Source organism: Teredinibacter sp. KSP-S5-2 (genome assembly GCF_032773895.1).
In the GTDB taxonomy this organism is placed as follows: Bacteria; Pseudomonadota; Gammaproteobacteria; order Pseudomonadales; family Cellvibrionaceae.
The window spans coordinates 1,485,664-1,500,529 of record NZ_CP120416.1; the positions used below are offsets into that span (position 1 = coordinate 1,485,664).

16 protein-coding genes are annotated in these 14,866 nt (G+C 44.0%); 6 read left to right on the plus strand and 10 right to left on the minus strand.

The window, feature by feature from the left end; all coding sequences use genetic code 11:
* The first annotated feature begins 496 nt into the window (after window positions 1–496).
* On the plus strand, window positions 497–871 hold the full coding sequence (locus P5V12_RS06820) for a hypothetical protein (protein WP_316956599.1): 375 nt from the start codon (window positions 497–499) through the stop codon (window positions 869–871).
* Window positions 872–986: 115 nt separating this feature from the next.
* Here P5V12_RS06820 and P5V12_RS06825 read toward each other — a convergent pair whose 3' ends face one another.
* Together P5V12_RS06825 and P5V12_RS06830 are read right to left on the minus strand one after the other, a co-directional pair.
* Entirely contained in the window at window positions 987–1,487 is a 501-nt protein-coding gene (locus P5V12_RS06825; RefSeq protein ID WP_316956600.1) for a peptide chain release factor-like protein, read from the minus strand.
* A gap of 40 nt (window positions 1,488–1,527) precedes the next feature.
* Entirely contained in the window at window positions 1,528–1,653 is a 126-nt protein-coding gene (locus tag P5V12_RS06830) for a PCRF domain-containing protein (RefSeq protein WP_316956601.1), read from the minus strand.
* A gap of 293 nt (window positions 1,654–1,946) precedes the next feature.
* Between P5V12_RS06830 and P5V12_RS06835 the strand changes: the two genes are divergently transcribed.
* Window positions 1,947–3,359, plus strand: coding sequence for a PQQ-dependent sugar dehydrogenase (locus P5V12_RS06835; RefSeq protein ID WP_316956602.1), 1,413 nt, complete (start codon window positions 1,947–1,949; stop codon window positions 3,357–3,359).
* 25 nt (window positions 3,360–3,384) lie between these two features.
* Entirely contained in the window at window positions 3,385–3,660 is a 276-nt protein-coding gene (locus P5V12_RS06840; RefSeq protein WP_316956603.1) for a hypothetical protein, read from the plus strand.
* A gap of 9 nt (window positions 3,661–3,669) precedes the next feature.
* Here P5V12_RS06840 and P5V12_RS06845 read toward each other — a convergent pair whose 3' ends face one another.
* Together P5V12_RS06845 and P5V12_RS06850 are read right to left on the minus strand one after the other, a co-directional pair.
* A complete protein-coding gene (locus tag P5V12_RS06845; protein ID WP_316956604.1) occupies window positions 3,670–4,401 on the minus strand; it encodes an MBL fold metallo-hydrolase in 732 nt (243 codons plus the stop codon).
* Window positions 4,402–4,421: 20 nt separating this feature from the next.
* Entirely contained in the window at window positions 4,422–5,030 is a 609-nt protein-coding gene (locus tag P5V12_RS06850; protein ID WP_316956605.1) for a chemotaxis protein, read from the minus strand.
* A gap of 190 nt (window positions 5,031–5,220) precedes the next feature.
* Between P5V12_RS06850 and P5V12_RS06855 the strand changes: the two genes are divergently transcribed.
* The gene (locus P5V12_RS06855) at window positions 5,221–7,251 is read left to right on the plus strand and encodes a hypothetical protein (protein WP_316956606.1); all 2,031 of its coding nucleotides are present in this window, start codon (window positions 5,221–5,223) and stop codon (window positions 7,249–7,251) included.
* Here the strand turns inward: P5V12_RS06855 and P5V12_RS06860 are convergent.
* From P5V12_RS06860 to P5V12_RS06885, 6 genes are all read right to left on the minus strand, one after another.
* Complete coding sequence (locus tag P5V12_RS06860) at window positions 7,248–7,922, minus strand: GGDEF domain-containing protein (protein WP_316956607.1); 675 nt, start codon at window positions 7,920–7,922, stop codon at window positions 7,248–7,250. The two genes, P5V12_RS06855 and P5V12_RS06860, sit on opposite strands and share 4 nt — an antisense overlap.
* 69 nt (window positions 7,923–7,991) lie before the next feature.
* A complete protein-coding gene (gene nspC, locus P5V12_RS06865) occupies window positions 7,992–9,179 on the minus strand; it encodes a carboxynorspermidine decarboxylase (RefSeq protein ID WP_316956608.1) in 1,188 nt (395 codons plus the stop codon).
* Window positions 9,180–10,379, minus strand: coding sequence for a saccharopine dehydrogenase family protein (locus P5V12_RS06870; protein WP_316956609.1), 1,200 nt, complete (start codon window positions 10,377–10,379; stop codon window positions 9,180–9,182).
* Window positions 10,380–10,426: 47 nt separating this feature from the next.
* Window positions 10,427–12,346 (minus strand): biosynthetic arginine decarboxylase, encoded by a 1,920-nt coding sequence (speA, locus tag P5V12_RS06875; protein WP_316956610.1) that lies wholly within the window; start codon window positions 12,344–12,346, stop codon window positions 10,427–10,429.
* A gap of 229 nt (window positions 12,347–12,575) precedes the next feature.
* Window positions 12,576–12,884 (minus strand): HPF/RaiA family ribosome-associated protein, encoded by a 309-nt coding sequence (locus P5V12_RS06880; protein ID WP_316956611.1) that lies wholly within the window; start codon window positions 12,882–12,884, stop codon window positions 12,576–12,578.
* Window positions 12,885–13,136: 252 nt separating this feature from the next.
* Window positions 13,137–13,418 carry a DUF503 domain-containing protein gene (locus P5V12_RS06885; protein ID WP_316956612.1) on the minus strand — a complete coding sequence of 94 codons (282 nt, stop codon included), beginning with the start codon at window positions 13,416–13,418 and terminating at the stop codon, window positions 13,137–13,139.
* A 164-nt stretch (window positions 13,419–13,582) separates the two neighbouring features.
* On the opposite strand from P5V12_RS06885, the gene P5V12_RS06890 reads away from it, so the two are divergent.
* Together P5V12_RS06890 and P5V12_RS06895 are read left to right on the plus strand one after the other, a co-directional pair.
* Window positions 13,583–14,068 carry an Hsp20 family protein gene (locus P5V12_RS06890; RefSeq protein ID WP_316956613.1) on the plus strand — a complete coding sequence of 162 codons (486 nt, stop codon included), beginning with the start codon at window positions 13,583–13,585 and terminating at the stop codon, window positions 14,066–14,068.
* Between the two features lie 137 nt (window positions 14,069–14,205).
* Window positions 14,206–14,865 carry a class I SAM-dependent methyltransferase gene (locus tag P5V12_RS06895; RefSeq protein ID WP_316956614.1) on the plus strand — a complete coding sequence of 220 codons (660 nt, stop codon included), beginning with the start codon at window positions 14,206–14,208 and terminating at the stop codon, window positions 14,863–14,865.
* Window position 14,866 lies beyond the last annotated feature (1 nt).

Consider the following 14,866-nt stretch of genomic DNA (forward strand, 5'->3'; position numbering starts at 1 on the left):
TTTGATGACAAAGAGCAAGAAAAACTAGTAGGCAAATCAATCTTGTTTTTTGGGTGTTAAAAATTAACAACACTAGTTTGTGTAAGTCTTTTCTTTATCTTCACAAGAAATTATGTCCGTGACTGTTGTGAGTAGATGAGTATTTCTTCGAGCTTTGTAAGAGATAGAAAATACTGATGTTGTTTATCCCTTGAAAGGATGATGTCATACGTTTCAGATACGAATATCCTTCAGAGTAGGTTAGCCTGCAAAGCAGGTTTCGATTTTAAGAAAACTAGTAATCGAGTTCGATTGTGATACTTCGTATTATCTAGGGTTATTAAAAACTCCCCTTATATTTTGATGTTTGACGCAGAATTCTTTTTATTGGAATAGCAACGTTTGCGGCGTCTTTTTAATCGTTTTTTCATCTAATAAACCGCTTCAAATAGATAGGAATACGTCTAGGCTTGTTACATACCATACCTATTCAGTAGTAGTTGGCAGGAATATGTGGATGACTATCGATAAGCGATTTGAATTGGATTCCAAAGAGCTTCACGCTTCGCTGGTGTATGAATGGATTGAAGATGAAATCTTCCTTACTCCGATAGGGGAGCGAGGTTTTGTCCAAGAGAAAACGCAGGTATATCACGAAAGTGATTATATTCGTGATAATTGTGTTAGCTGCCCTATGAACTGCGATGCGGCACGAGCATTAATGGAAGCCCATATTCAAAAAGTATATTCTTCACCTGGGCTGCGGGAATCGATTTTACGCGCTGATCGAAATGCGCTGGAAAAACTGGATGAATTTGTGGAGCGTTGCGATCAGTGGGTTCGCAGTAAAAAACGCGATATCAATGAGTTGTATTCTATCCGTCCAGACTAAAAAGTGAATACTCCTTTCCGATTTTAATTCTCCCATGAGTTAATCTGATTTATATCGTTTGTCAGAACAAGCCCGGAACTATCCGGGCTTGTTTTATTTTCAAACTGTCAGTCGATTATTCCCATAGCTTGTTAAAGTTACCTTTCATTATTGAAGTGTATCGGGTGGTTTTGCCATTTACATGGTTGATGACCAGATTGTCTTTCTGACGATAAGTTCGAATTTTCTCTCCTCGTAAACCAATGCCAATTTGTTCAGTACGAATAGTATTTATATCCATATTCTGGCTGGCTTTAGCCGCATTGAATAAACGTCTTTCTAAAGCTTCCAACGCTAACTTTTTATTGGTTTCTCTGTTCCGTCCCTGGTGGCTTTCAACCATTCCCGTCGATGTGTGAATAACACGGCAGCAGTTTTGGGTTTTATTTCGATGTTGGCCGCCTGCACCGGTACCACTAAACCATTCAATTCTGACATCCTGGTTAGACAGTTCTTCAAGATCTCTTTTTATTGAGGCATCGTAAACTGCAACAGTGACACTGCTGGTATGGACTCGACCGCGTTTTTCTGTTGGAGGGATACGTTGAATTCGATGTCCGCCGGCTTCTTGTAACAAGGCATCTACGCCTTTGCCAGAAACATCAAGTGTGAGGGGGCTAAAGGCGAGTGGTCTTCCAGTTTTGAGCTTCTGCTAACCGAATGTAAGCGTTAGCAAGATCCTGGGCAAATAGTTTACTATCATCGCCACCTTCAGCGGCTCTGATTTCTAATCTGAGTTTCATATAAATCTCCTTAAGAAGTAAAAATATTCACATGCTATGAATACATAGGTCGTTGTGTGACCGGTGGCCATAGTAATGGCTTTTCTTTAGAGAATAAAGCCGATTTTAATCGTTAGTGTTTTTAGCTGTTTCGAGCCAATTGATTCAGATGCCCAGGGTGTGATTGAATGCGGTATAAGTTATTAGAGAAAAGGCCGATATTCCATGGTTTGTGTGGGCTTTTATGTTGAGCTTCTGTATTAGTTGCATTGTCATATCTATGTGAATAGGGTGTTCCTGGAAGGGGAAATAAGATGAGTATTGTACGAAGAGTTTTATTGAGCTTTTCTTTTTTGATTGCCAGCATTAGTTATGCTGATGTGACCAATATTTATCAAACCCATTGTTCAGGGTGTCACGGTAAAAATCTATCTGGGGGTTCAGGCAGTTCCTTGATTGATAATGAGTGGAAGTATGGTGGTCGTGATGAGGATATTGCTCAGGTAATCAAATATGGCGCGCCTGATATGGGGATGCCTGCGTGGGGAAAAATACTGACAGATGAAGACGTGCGTAGTCTGGTGATTTTAATTCGAGAAGAAACCAAGGCCGCATCGTTAACACAGATGCAGGCAGAGCTTGCACCTGAAAATGGTGTTATCGAAGCTTCGGGGCACAAGTATTCGTTGACCACACTGGCGGAACTGAATGGCGTTTTGTGGGGAATGGCATTTTTACCTGATGGAAGCATTTTGGTGACTGAGAGATCCGGGTCTCTATGGCAAATCTCTGATAAGAAAAAACGCAAGATAATCGACGTTGCAGACGTATGGCAGCACGGGCAGGGTGGTTTGTTAGATGTATATTTACACCCTGACTATCTAAACAATGGTTGGATTTATATGTCATACAGCCACAGTGTCGAACCAAAATTATTCGGCCGGGATAAAGGCATAACAAAAATTATTCGGGGAAAGATAAGAAATGGTCAATGGCAAGATCAGCAAACAATCTTTGAACTGGATGACAAGTTTCACACATCTGCTGGTGTGCATTTCGGTTCTCGTTTAGCGATTATCGATGGTTATCTATTCTTTAGTATTGGTGACCGGGGGGATATGGCACTGGCGCAGCAGTTGGATAAGCCAAATGGCAAGATTTTTCGTGTGCACGATGACGGTCGAGTTCCTAAGGATAATCCTTTTGTTGATCAAAAAGGTGCGTTACCCGAAATATGGAGTTACGGACACAGAAACCCGCAAGGAATGACTGTGGCTCGGGATGGAAAAACATTATGGATTACCGAACACGGGCCTCGTGGGGGTGACGAAATCAATATTGTGGAGAAAGGAAAGAATTATGGCTGGCCGGTTGTGACACACGGAATGAACTATAACGGCACACCGATGACAGCCCATACCTCAAAACCGGGTATGGTGGACCCGCTCCACTATTGGGTGCCGTCAATTGCTGTTTCCGATATCGATTTTTATTCGGGCGAGGCGTTCCCTTTGTGGAAGAATCGTTTACTGGTGAGTGGTATGGCATCCGAAGAATTACATTTACTAGACGTAAAAGGGAATTCTATAGAAGAAGACCGTATCATCTTAAAAAACCGTGGAAGAATAAGAGATGTCGCCGTTGGGCCAAAGGGGGTTATTTATTTACTATTAAATAATCGAGGCAGTAAAACGGGCAAGCTTGTTACAATGAACCCCGTGAAATAGAATCATTTTTTGTTAAAAATACATTATGAGTAAATATCAGGTTTCTAAATATATCGGTCTTATTGTTGCTGTGTCTGGGGTGTTGGCTCTCGGTATTGTTGCGGCTTATAGTTTTAAATCGCCAAGGTATGATGCAGTTTTCGTGTTGTCTTTTCAGGTTGTGATTGGCTGGTTTTTGTATTATGCCTCCATAATGAAAATGGCCAATGAAGACATTGGCCATAAAATGTATCCGGCAAGTATTGGCGCTGCATTGCTATATCTGGCTTATGCGTTGCGATGGGTTAGCCATATTTCATAACTAAGATGGTTATATGGCGGTACCGACCTCCAGGCCTTCGAACCAGTCGAGAAACTTTTTCACATTGTCACCTGAAAACATGCGTCCGTGTTGCGGGCATAATTTGTTGATTTCGAGTTTTCTCACTCGACTAACCCAGTCATTTTTGGCCCGATTGGAAGGCATCCAGCGTTGATGAAATAGTTTCATTTTGCCTATGTGTTCTTCAAAGTCATCGACTTCCAATGGTGCGTTGTCTGCTTCTAATGCTGCCCCCACGTCCCCACACATAAGAATCTTTGCCTGTGGGTCGTATACGTGGAAATTACCTGACGCGTGTAAATAATGGGCGGGAATAAATTGAAAACTCAGTCCATCAATGGTCAATGTTTCCCCCTCGTCGGGAATTGATGCGTATTCAATATTCTCCATCCCGAAATGTCGCAAAAACCCTTCCCATAACCAAGGGGCATGTAGTGTACTTCCCTCCAGAGCTTTGTCCCATAAACCAAGAGAAGAGATAATGTCTGGGTCTTGGTGGGAGGCAAATAAATGCGTGATTTGCTCAAGAGGTACCTGCTTGACAATGTTAGCGAGCATGGCAGAAAAAAGCTCAATACCGCCAGGATCCATTAACAGGGCATTGCGAGCAGTTCGTATCATGTACTGATTTGTGTCGATAATCTTACTGGGTTTTTCCGGATCTCTACCGAACATAAACCATTGGTGTGTACTACCGTTATAAATTTGCTTTGTTAGCATTGAATGATTCCCTTGGATTATTATGCTAAGGCGTTAAACAGGGATTGGGATTTTTTCACATGATGTTGAATTTCTTCCGCCGCTCTGGCGACATTTTCGGCGACGACATTTAGAGATTGTTCGTATTCTTTGCCGGATTGAGATGCTTCAACTCTGGACATGGCAGAGAGTACTGTAGCGGTTCTCAATTCCCGTGCTAAGTCGTTCAGCTGGTCAGTGAGTTTCCAGACCCCTTTGGTAAATTTTTTATTGATATCGTCGTAATAGTCACGTGTACGTTTTACTGGTTTGTCGATACTTGATACGTATTTCGCACCTTCCGCTTTTTGTATTGCCGCATTGAAACGGGCCAAAGCGGATTCAGCTCGTGCCGTATCGGAAGCCATACGGCTTATGAGTATGGCTTGCCTGTTGATGGTTTGTGAGGCACTTACGGTTACACGGGCAAGTTCGTCGATGAAATCGGTGATTGCTCGAAACCCGGCGGCACCTTGGCCGGCTCTTAAAGCTAATGCTCTGGCATTACTTGCTGTGAGTGATATTTCATTTGCGATTTTCATCGCTTTATGGAGTTCTGCGGCAACGATAGCGGCAACGACAAAGTAGCTTTGGTTTTCCGTATTCTTCATTTATTAGCTCATGCCGTAAAAAAATGATTCCTTAAAATTTATAGCACAGGATTTACAGTGGGGTGGCTGTGTCTGCCGAATCGGTAAATAAGTAATAAAAATGGAGCATTTGAGACAATAACGTTATTATTGACGCCCACTACCTACTAGATTGAATACCGTTTGTAAAAACAGGGCGAGGAGTTGAATTGTGAAAGAGGAAAGAACCCGTTACTCAATTTGGATGCAGTTGAGAATCCTCTCTTTTTTAATCAGTAAGACCCGATTCAGCGCCTTAGTTATTTTACTTTTTATTCTCTCCTATACTGCTGGCGATCAAACGCTTGATATCTTTATTGGCCTGAACCTGTGGCATATTCATGGTCTGTTTTTTGTCTTGGGTATTATCTGGTGGGCGACTCAAAGCTGGGGCTGGGCCAGGTTTATTCTTAATGATCTAATTGATCGAGCTAAGGCTGGGGACCTGTATCTGGAAGATATTAAAATCGATTTAAGCTCGCCTTACATTGATCATCTTCCTCGTATGTATGCGTTAATTGCTTATTTAGTTGCTAGTTATGTTGCTTTTAATGCAGAGCAAGATGTTCTCGGCTGGTTTCTACTGCCTTTAGGGATAGTGTTTTACGTATTTGCACATTTTAGGACACGGATAAAAGCACTGGGCTTTTGTGTGTTATCGGAGAAGGGTGGTTTAAAGCTGCGATTAATGATTTGGACCATATTGCTGGTTTTATTGCTTTACTCCATTGTCTCGCCTGTTCACATGGGCTGGTTGTTGGGTCCTGGAGGGACAATCTTTTTTGGTCTTGGAGCTATCGTGCCAATTGGCAGCCATATTGTCTATCACTCAGATCGTTTGGGTGTTCCTGCTGTGACACTGATTTTTCTCTGGATCTTTGTTGTGGGCACGGTCTTTTTTGAACACAACGTCCGTATCTTGCCAGGAGAGCCTGATCAACGAAGACCGTTACATGAATATTGGGATCAGTGGCTGGATTTTTACGAAGCGCAGCACCCTGTTGTTGAGGGTGAATCCCGTCCGCCTCTGGTTTTAGTGGCCACTGCCGGTGGTGGTAGTCGTTCTGCTTATTGGACTGCGCTATTGTTGGGTGCGCTGGAGGAAAATGTTAAGGCTTTTCATGAACATGTCTTTGCAATATCGGGTGTGTCCGGTGGTGCGGTTGGTGGCATGTTTTATGTTTCGGCCTTAGGTGCTGAGCACGCGATTACCGCTGAAGAGATTGGCGTGTTTGAGGATAAATTAAAGTATGCGGTTGGTACGGACTTCTTGTCGCCGTTAATGGCCGCTTGGTTGTACGCGGATTTGGCGCACAGTTTTTTTCCTTTTATTGGATTGCCCGATCGCTCTCGTGCGTTGGAAGAGTCATGGGCGCTTGCACTTAAAGATCACTTTGGCCAGGACTGTTTAAACCAGCCTTATCTAAAACTATATGACGGAAAACCAGAAACCTATTGCAGTGCCCAGCCAGCCTGGTTACCGATTATGATTTCTAACAGTACCCATGAGGAATCCGGTAAGCGAATTATTGCCGCACCGTTTACCTTGGAATCTCATGTGTTTAAAAATGCGATTGATTTTTATCACGCTGCGCCGGGCTATCAATATCGTGCCTCGACAATTGCCCATAATGCGGCGCGCTTCCCTTATGTCAGTCCGGCCGGTGGTTTCGGTTCTCCATTACGTGGCCACGTTTTGGATGGGGGTTATTTTGAAAACTATGGTGCGGAAACATTAAAACAATTGTTAGGTGTTATTCGGAAAAAAGCCGCAGAAAAAGAGATTCCTATTGCTGTGGTTATGATTTCAAATGATGTCACGCTCACGCGAGAAGACTATCAGGCTAACTCTGTGTTTCAAAATTTTAATCCCGCCAAAATCGCCAACCAAGTATTGGCTCCGGTGTTGGGGTTAGCGAATGCGAGGGAATCGCGGGGCATTCTGGCGTTCAAAGAGTTAAGCACGAACATTTGTGAAGATATTGATAAAGGCTGTTTAAACAGCTTTTATCACTTTCATTTGAATGCGTTACCGGAAGAAGCCGGCGTGGCACCCATTGGGTGGGTTTTATCAGACTTGGCGAAAGAGAATATTGCCAAGCAGGTTTGTAAAAGCGATAACTATCAGGAATTTACCCGTTTGGTGAATGTATTTGGTCAAACGCCAATGTCAAAACAGGTATGCGAAAGACGTTTTGATTAGTCTTCGGGGGAATTAAATAGCGCATCCCGTTCGCTTGGAGTAACACTGACAGCGGATGGTGCGATGTCTTGTGTTGCCTGGCAAACCTGATTTCTACCCTGTTTTTTGGCTCGATAGAGTTGCTTGTCTGCTCGATCAATCAGTTCTTGTGGCGATTCAAGGCAGTTGGGGGAAAGGGCATCCACCCCAAGGCTTGCGCTGATGTGTAGGGTTTCCTGATCTATCTGAAGGGGGGAGTTGGCAACCACTTGGCGAATGCGTTCCGCGACTTGCGCGCCAACGAATACGGATGTGGAAGGCAGTATGACTGCAAACTCTTCACCGCCGTAACGGCAGGGGATATCCAGTTTTCTAACCGTTGCCTTGAGAATATTGGCCAAATGAATGAGTACTTTATCCCCAACTATATGGCCATAGGTATCGTTGACCTGTTTGAAGTGGTCGAGGTCGAGCAAAACCAGTGTTGTTGGTTGGGCAGTTCTTTGTGTTCGTTCTATCTCTTGTTCTAGAGCGAAGGTGAGATGTCGTCGATTGTAGAGGCCGGTAAGGTGGTCGGTGCGTACTTCGTTGCTTAGGTTTTCAACCTGTTGCTTAAGTTGATCGACGTGTTCAAATATTGGGCAATCGTTCTCCCCCAGGGGGCAGTGAAGCTTCTCGGATTTATCTGACATTCGGCGGTGTTAACCCAGTTCAAATTCATATTTGGCTTTCGCTCAGAGTACTAGGCTAACACAGCGGCTTTAGGAAAGTCGGTTTTTAAAATCGGAATAGCCAAACTCTTTCACTAATTTTAGCTTACCGTTCTTACTGTTCCACAAAGCAATGGCAGGCAGGTTAATGCCGTTGAATGTGGTGTTTTTTACCATGGTATATATCGCCATGTCCTCAAACACCAATTTATCCCCAATTTGCAGCGGATGTTCAAAGCTGTAGTCGCCAACCACGTCGCCAGCCAGGCAGCTAGGCCCACCCAGTCGATAGGTATAGGGTTTTTCTCCCGGTTCGCCAGCGCCTTGAATACTCGGTCGGTAGGGCATCTCCAGCACGTCAGGCATATGGCAGGTGGCGGAAATGTCCAGAATGGCCAAATCCATGCCGTTGTGAATGGTGTCCAGAACTTCTCCTACCAGGATGCCGCTGTTTAGGGCAATTGCTTCGCCGGGTTCAAGGTAGACCTGAACTTTGTATTTTTTTTGGAACGCTTTGATTCGGCGTATTAGGGCTTCCCGATCATAGTCTTCCCGAGTGATATGGTGACCACCACCGAAGTTGACCCATTTCATATTCTTTAAAACGTGGCCAAAGCGGTGTTCGATTACATCCAGTGTACGTTCTAACGGTGCGAAGTTTTGTTCACACAGCGTATGGAAATGTATGCCACTAATGCCACTTAGGTCCTGGTCCTTGAAGTGCTTTAGAGGAATGCCCATACGCGAACACGGGGAGCAGGGGTCATAGATTGGCGTTGCCCCTTCTGAATGTTCCGGGTTGATTCGCAAACCGTATTCAATACCAGGGTGTTGCTTTTGGTACTGTATAAGTGTGTCTTTAAATCTTTCCCATTGGGAGAAAGAATTAAACACCATATGGTTGGATAACTTGGCGATATCCAGAAGTTCGCTTTCTTTGTATGCAGCAGCGTAGGTGTGTACTTCGCCACCGAATTCTTCTCTGCCCAGTTTTGCTTCATTCAGCCCGCTGGCACATACACCATGTAAATATTTACTGACTAACGGGGCAACAGCAAACATGGAGAAAGCTTTAAGTGCGAGCAGAATTTTGGCTCCGCTTCTCTCCTGAATATCTGCAAGAATTTTCAGGTTAGATTTAATTGCGTGCTCATCAACGATATAGCAAGGCGAGGGGAGAGCCTCTGTAACCAGTTCTTGCTCCCCCATACCAAAATGTACTTTTTTCAATTTGCCCATTTATGAATTTAACCCTGTGGAGTCCAACTCAACAGCGGTCCAGGGTAGGCCATATTTATTCAGGTCTTCCATGAATGGGTCTGGATCAAACTGCTCCATATTCCATACGCCGGCTTTCTTCCATTTTCCTTCCAGAATCATTTTGGCTCCGATCATAGCTGGTACACCGGTGGTGTAGGATATGGCCTGTGACTGCACTTCTTCGTAGCATTGTTCGTGGTCACAAATGTTGTACACATATACGATTTTTTCTTTCCCGTCCTTTATGCCTTTAGCGACACAGCCGATACAGGTTTTACCTTTCGTCAGTGGGCCTAGGCTGGATGGGTCAGGTAATACGGCTTTTAAAAATTGAAGAGGAATAATTTCCACGCCCTCATATTTAACGGGCTCGATTCCTGTCATTCCAACATTTTGTAAGACTTCCAAATGCTTCAGGTAGTTTTGCGAGAAAGTCATCCAGAAGCGTGCACGTTTGATTTCAGGGAAGTGCTTGGTGATGGATTCCAGCTCTTCGTGGTACATCAGATAGATTTGTTTTTCGCCAATACCTTCTGGGAAGTCGTAAGCTTGGTTGACTGTCAGAGGGTCGGTCTCAACCCATTGACCATTTTCCCAGTAGCGACCCTTCGCTGTTACTTCGCGAATATTGATCTCGGGGTTAAAATTGGTGGCAAACGGTTGGCCGTGATCACCGGCATTACAGTCGATAATATCCAGTTCATGAATCTCATCAAGATAATGCTTACGAATATACGCGGTATATACGTTGGTTACACCTGGATCAAAACCACTGCCTAACAATGCAGTAAGGTTGGCGTTAGTAAATTTATCCTGGTAGGCCCATTGCCAGCTGTATTCAAACTTGGCTTCTTCCGGTGGTTCGTAATTCGCCGTATCCAGGTAATCAATGCCAGCATTTAAGCAGGCATCCATAATGTGAAGATCCTGGTAGGGAAGTGCCACGTTAATGACGAGATCCGGCTTTTCTTTTTCAAGTAATGCGGTCATCTCTGCCACGTTATCGGCGTCGACTTGAGCAGTTTTAATTTCACGTTTTAGTTGTGCGGCAATTTTTTTGCACTTGTCTTCATTTCGGCTGGCGAGAATAATCTCGCCAAACACTTCTGGTAATTGAGCACATTTGTGTGTCACAACACCACCGACGCCGCCGGCGCCTACAATCAGTACTTTTTTCATGGTTGTCTCCAGTTTGCCGAGCAAACAGCGGCATTCTTCATTAAGTGTTATTCTTTTTCGTAGTAGGTGTAGCCCGATAAGCTGTCAGAAAAAGCTTTCATGATTTTTTGCCTTTCGCTTGCGCTAATGTGGCCTTTTCGCACGGCTTTCTCGGCAAGTTTTCTAAATCGCTCTTTCATTGTCTGCGGGCTGTATTCCACGTAGCTTAGAACATCGGCGATTTGGTCACCTTCTATCTCATCGGCAAAATCGTAGCTACCATCTGTATTCACTCGAATACTGGCTACATTGGGGTCACCAAAGAGATTATGCAAGTCTCCAAGGGTTTCTTGATACGCGCCGACCAAAAAGGCACCGATATAGTATTCTTCACCCTCTTTTAGTTCGTGCAGGGGCAGAGTGCTTCGCGTCTCATGCATATTGGAAAAACTATCGATCTTCCCGTCACAGTCACAGGTGATATCCGCAATAATGGTTTCCCTGGTCGGCTTTTCATTCAGGCGATGAATTGGCGCGATTGGGAATATTTGATCTATCGCCCAAATATCAGGAAGCGACTGGAACAAACTAAAGTTGCAGTAATAGATATCTGCCAGCTGACCCTTGAGGTTTTCGATCTCTGGTGGCACTCGCTGGCTTTTATCTGCAAGCTTAATAATGCGGTGCATGATTTTTAAAAACAGGTTTTCGGCAATGGAACGTGTACGCAATGACACTTGGCCACGTTTAAACAGTTCGCGAACCTCATCCCGGTAGAAGACCGCATCGTTGTAACATTCTTGCAGGTTTTTGGTTTGTGCTGAAACAAGGGCTTCCTGTAAGTCATGAATAAGCTTGTGTTCGGTTTCCGGGATTGTTTCTGGCAATGGGCCTGGTTCAAATTTGGCTACATCCAGCACGTTAAAAAGCAGTACCGAGGAGTAGGCGATAGTGGCTCGTCCAGATTCTGTGACTATGGTTGGGTGAGGAATGCCCTCAGGGTCTAATGTGGACATAATGACATCCACAACGTCGGTGCAGTATTCGTCGAGGGTATAGTTTCTCGAATGAATTTGGCTGGTTTTTGAGCCGTCGTAGTCCACGGCCAAGCCTCCTCCCAAATCGAGGTAGCCCATCGGAGCGCCTTCCTCAACTAGATCCATATACACATGGCAGGCTTCAATTACGCCGCCACGAATATCTCGAATATTTGGGATTTGGGAGCCGAGGTGAAAGTGCAACAGTTTCAGGCAATCCAGCATATCCACCGCTTTTAACGCGTCGACCATCTCGACCAGCTGAGCAATGGATAAGCCAAAGATGCTTCGGTCGCCGCTGGTTGCGTTCCAATGCCCGCTAACAATCGAGGCTAATTTTACCCGGGCACCGATCAGTGGTTGAATCCCGAGAATTTGACTGCGTTCAATGATGATAGATAGTTCTGCGGGTGTCTCTACAACGAAGAAGCATTTATAGCCCATTTTGCAGGCATGTAAGCCGAGGTCGATAAACTCTTCATCTTTATAGCCATTGCAGACAATACAGGACTCTTCTGACTCAATGTGAGACAGTGCAATAAGCAATTCGGCTTTAGAGCCAGCTTCCAGACCGTGGCCGTACTTTGCGCCGACTTTGGCAATTTCCTCAATAACATGACATTGCTGGTTGACTTTAATCGGGAAAACGCCACGGTATTGTCCCTTATAGTCCATTGAGGTTATGGCATGGTTAAACGCCTGGTTTAAACGGCCGATTTGTTCTTCGAGGATATCTTCAAAGCGCAGCAGAACGGGCATATCTGTCCCACGCTCTCGTAAATCTTCGACGAGTTTAAGTAAGGAAAGCTCTTTTCGAGCACCATCTACCATGGGTAGGGCGCATATCTCCCCTGAATCGGAGATGCTAAAATAGTCAGCTCCCCACTCATTTACACCGTAGAGCTCGTTTGATAGGCGGCTGGACCACTTTTTGTTATCTGGATTGTTCAAATTCCGTACTCTTGGTAAGAATTTTAAGTGAATACAATAGGTCGCAGGAAATACCTGTGACCTGGGTCATGGAGCGCGGATTTTAGGCAAAAAATAACCTATGTGCTACAAGAATTTTAATGGGGTAGGGGAATGTTAAAACGGGAAGTCGCTTATGGACTTCCCGTTTTGGACGGGCCTTTTTCACAGGCCCCGAGCTGCGATTGGCAACTCAATTGAAGATGGTTGTTTATACTTTACGTTTACTTTCTTCCTTTTTCAGCTTTTGTTCTACTGCTAAGAAGGCGTCTCTTACTGCAACATGAACGGATGGGTCATCATGGCTAACTGTAATGGGAGATCCTTTCATTCCAAGTTCGATGGAAGCTCTGAATAACTTTCCCTTGTGCTTATGTTTGTGCGGTGTGTCAATGACAACACGGCTGTGCATGATGGAATCTGAAAAGCGATGAAGTTTTTGTATTTTCTTTTCTATTACCTCGCTGAGTGCAGGAGATGAATCAATGTCGCGGTAGACAACTTCTGCGTTCGATAGCATAGGCAAACCTCCATTGGTGCCGTTTTGATTGAAGGTATAAATTCTTGGGCCCACATCTTTATCATGGCGTCTGCCACAAAAAATTCAAGAACTTTTTAAGAATATTCAATTATGTTCTTATGGTCTTATAAACTAAGCGATAAAACTTTTTGTGCTAAGTCAGAATTATGCTACTCCTTTGGTCCGAAGGTGATTTGACGTAGCACAAATAATAGCTCGGGTGAGAGTAGATTATTCGCAGGGAGGAAATTTTTAAATCCACTCCATTTTATGGTCGAGTAACTCTGCGTCCATTTCTTTTTCTGCGTAATTAACAATGGTCGTCAGGCTGGACTCTACTGTCTTTCTAGTCGTGGATATGGCAACGAAACTCAACTCGCACATCTGCCAGGAGTCGTGATAGTGACTCTCGCATCCCGCGACTGATGTAACCCGTGAGAACTTCTCTTTTATGCCGCTTATTCTATGGCGCTTTTCTTTGAGAGAGCTGCAGCCGTGGAGCCTGAAAGTCAGTGTCAAAATCGCCAAATGCATTTTTTTAAATTTTTTTCTTGAAAAAGTTTTGGGTGGCCATATATCTGTTAATGAGCTGGCTTGATAAGCAGTTCGCTAACGGATAAACATGATTTGTCCGCATAATACTTCTGGCTTGATCATTTGATAAGCCCCTAATTTATTGCTCAAATGAGGATAATACAATGAGAGAATTTGACCTATCACCACTTTACCGTTCTGCTATTGGTTTTGATCGTATGGCAAATATGTTGGATGCGTTAAGTCGCAACGATCAAGGTCAACCAAGTTACCCCCCGTACAATATTGAATTAACGGGTGAGGATCAATATCGAATTACTATGGCTGTTGCTGGTTTTGATCAATCTGAATTAAATATTGAAGCAAAACAAAATACGTTAACCGTTACAGGCAAGAAATTACCATCAACAGAACAGCAGCAGTTTCTTCATCAAGGTATTGCTGCGCGAAATTTTGAACGAAGATTTCAATTGGCGGATTATGTAAAAGTCGTGAATGCCTCTATTCAGAATGGTTTGTTGCACGTTGACTTAGTGCGGGAAATACCTGAAGCGATGAAACCCCGTACGATTGAAATTAGAGATGCATCATCAGCATCAATTGAAAACCAGGGAGCAACAGTTAAAGGCATTAATGATCGCGTTGCATAACGTCAATATGCATCTAATGTGTAAGCTGTTGTCCAATGAATAGTTGTCTGCATAGCTATTGGCCACCCAAGGGTGGCCTTTTTTGATTTAAGTAGCATTGTTTTGTATGTACTTCATAATTACTGCTGTGGCGCGTTATGTTTAATTACTGCCCCTTGTGTCGTGGTCTTGAACTCGTTGATTTTCATCAAGATAAAAAGCGGTGCTACCGTCAATGCGTGCGCTGTCACTTGGTTTTTGTACCGAGTGAGTACCACCTGAATCTGGATGCCGAAAAAGGGGAATATGATAAACACCAGAATTCGCCGGATGATAATGGCTATCGAGTGTTTCTTGGTCGATTGTTTCACCCTTTAAATCAGCTTCTTCGGAGTAACTCTATTGGCTTGGATTTTGGTTGCGGGCCAGGTCCTACGTTATCGGTTATGTTTGAAGAGCGGGGACATAGAGTCACGTTGTACGATAAGTTCTATTACCCAGATAATTCTGCTTTAACGACAACGCAGTATGATTTTATTACCGCAACTGAAGTTGTTGAGCACCTTGCCCAGCCCTGGGAGACATTTCGTTTGCTTTGGTCGATATTAGATAGTGGAGGCCATTTGGGTCTGATGACTAAGCTCGTGGAAAGTCCTGAACGTTTTTCCCAATGGCACTATAAAAATGACCCTACGCACATCAGTTTTTATTCATGGGAAACGTTGCTTTGGTTAATGGAAGCGTTACAGCGGCAGTTTTCTGCCAGGGTTTCGTTGCAGCGTGTTGCTAATGATGCATTTATCTTCAGTAAGGAATGAG

Excerpts from the sequence above, each read along its gene's own strand:
- P5V12_RS06845 (WP_316956604.1), bottom strand. The coding sequence starts at position 4,401 with ATGCTAACAAAGCAAATTTATAACGGTAGTACACACCAATGGTTTATG.
- P5V12_RS06830 (WP_316956601.1), bottom strand. The coding sequence starts at position 1,653 with ATGAAACTCAGATTAGAAATCAGAGCCGCTGAAGGTGGCGATGATAGT.
- nspC (WP_316956608.1), bottom strand. The coding sequence starts at position 9,179 with ATGGGCAAATTGAAAAAAGTACATTTTGGTATGGGGGAGCAAGAACTG.
- P5V12_RS06895 (WP_316956614.1), top strand. The coding sequence starts at position 14,206 with ATGTTTAATTACTGCCCCTTGTGTCGTGGTCTTGAACTCGTTGATTTT.
- P5V12_RS06885 (WP_316956612.1), bottom strand. The coding sequence starts at position 13,418 with ATGCATTTGGCGATTTTGACACTGACTTTCAGGCTCCACGGCTGCAGC.
- P5V12_RS06870 (WP_316956609.1), bottom strand. The coding sequence starts at position 10,379 with ATGAAAAAAGTACTGATTGTAGGCGCCGGCGGCGTCGGTGGTGTTGTG.
- P5V12_RS06820 (WP_316956599.1), top strand. The coding sequence starts at position 497 with ATGACTATCGATAAGCGATTTGAATTGGATTCCAAAGAGCTTCACGCT.
- P5V12_RS06880 (WP_316956611.1), bottom strand. The coding sequence starts at position 12,884 with ATGCTATCGAACGCAGAAGTTGTCTACCGCGACATTGATTCATCTCCT.
- P5V12_RS06890 (WP_316956613.1), top strand. The coding sequence starts at position 13,583 with ATGAGAGAATTTGACCTATCACCACTTTACCGTTCTGCTATTGGTTTT.
- P5V12_RS06835 (WP_316956602.1), top strand. The coding sequence starts at position 1,947 with ATGAGTATTGTACGAAGAGTTTTATTGAGCTTTTCTTTTTTGATTGCC.
- P5V12_RS06860 (WP_316956607.1), bottom strand. The coding sequence starts at position 7,922 with ATGTCAGATAAATCCGAGAAGCTTCACTGCCCCCTGGGGGAGAACGAT.
- P5V12_RS06840 (WP_316956603.1), top strand. The coding sequence starts at position 3,385 with ATGAGTAAATATCAGGTTTCTAAATATATCGGTCTTATTGTTGCTGTG.
- P5V12_RS06850 (WP_316956605.1), bottom strand. The coding sequence starts at position 5,030 with ATGAAGAATACGGAAAACCAAAGCTACTTTGTCGTTGCCGCTATCGTT.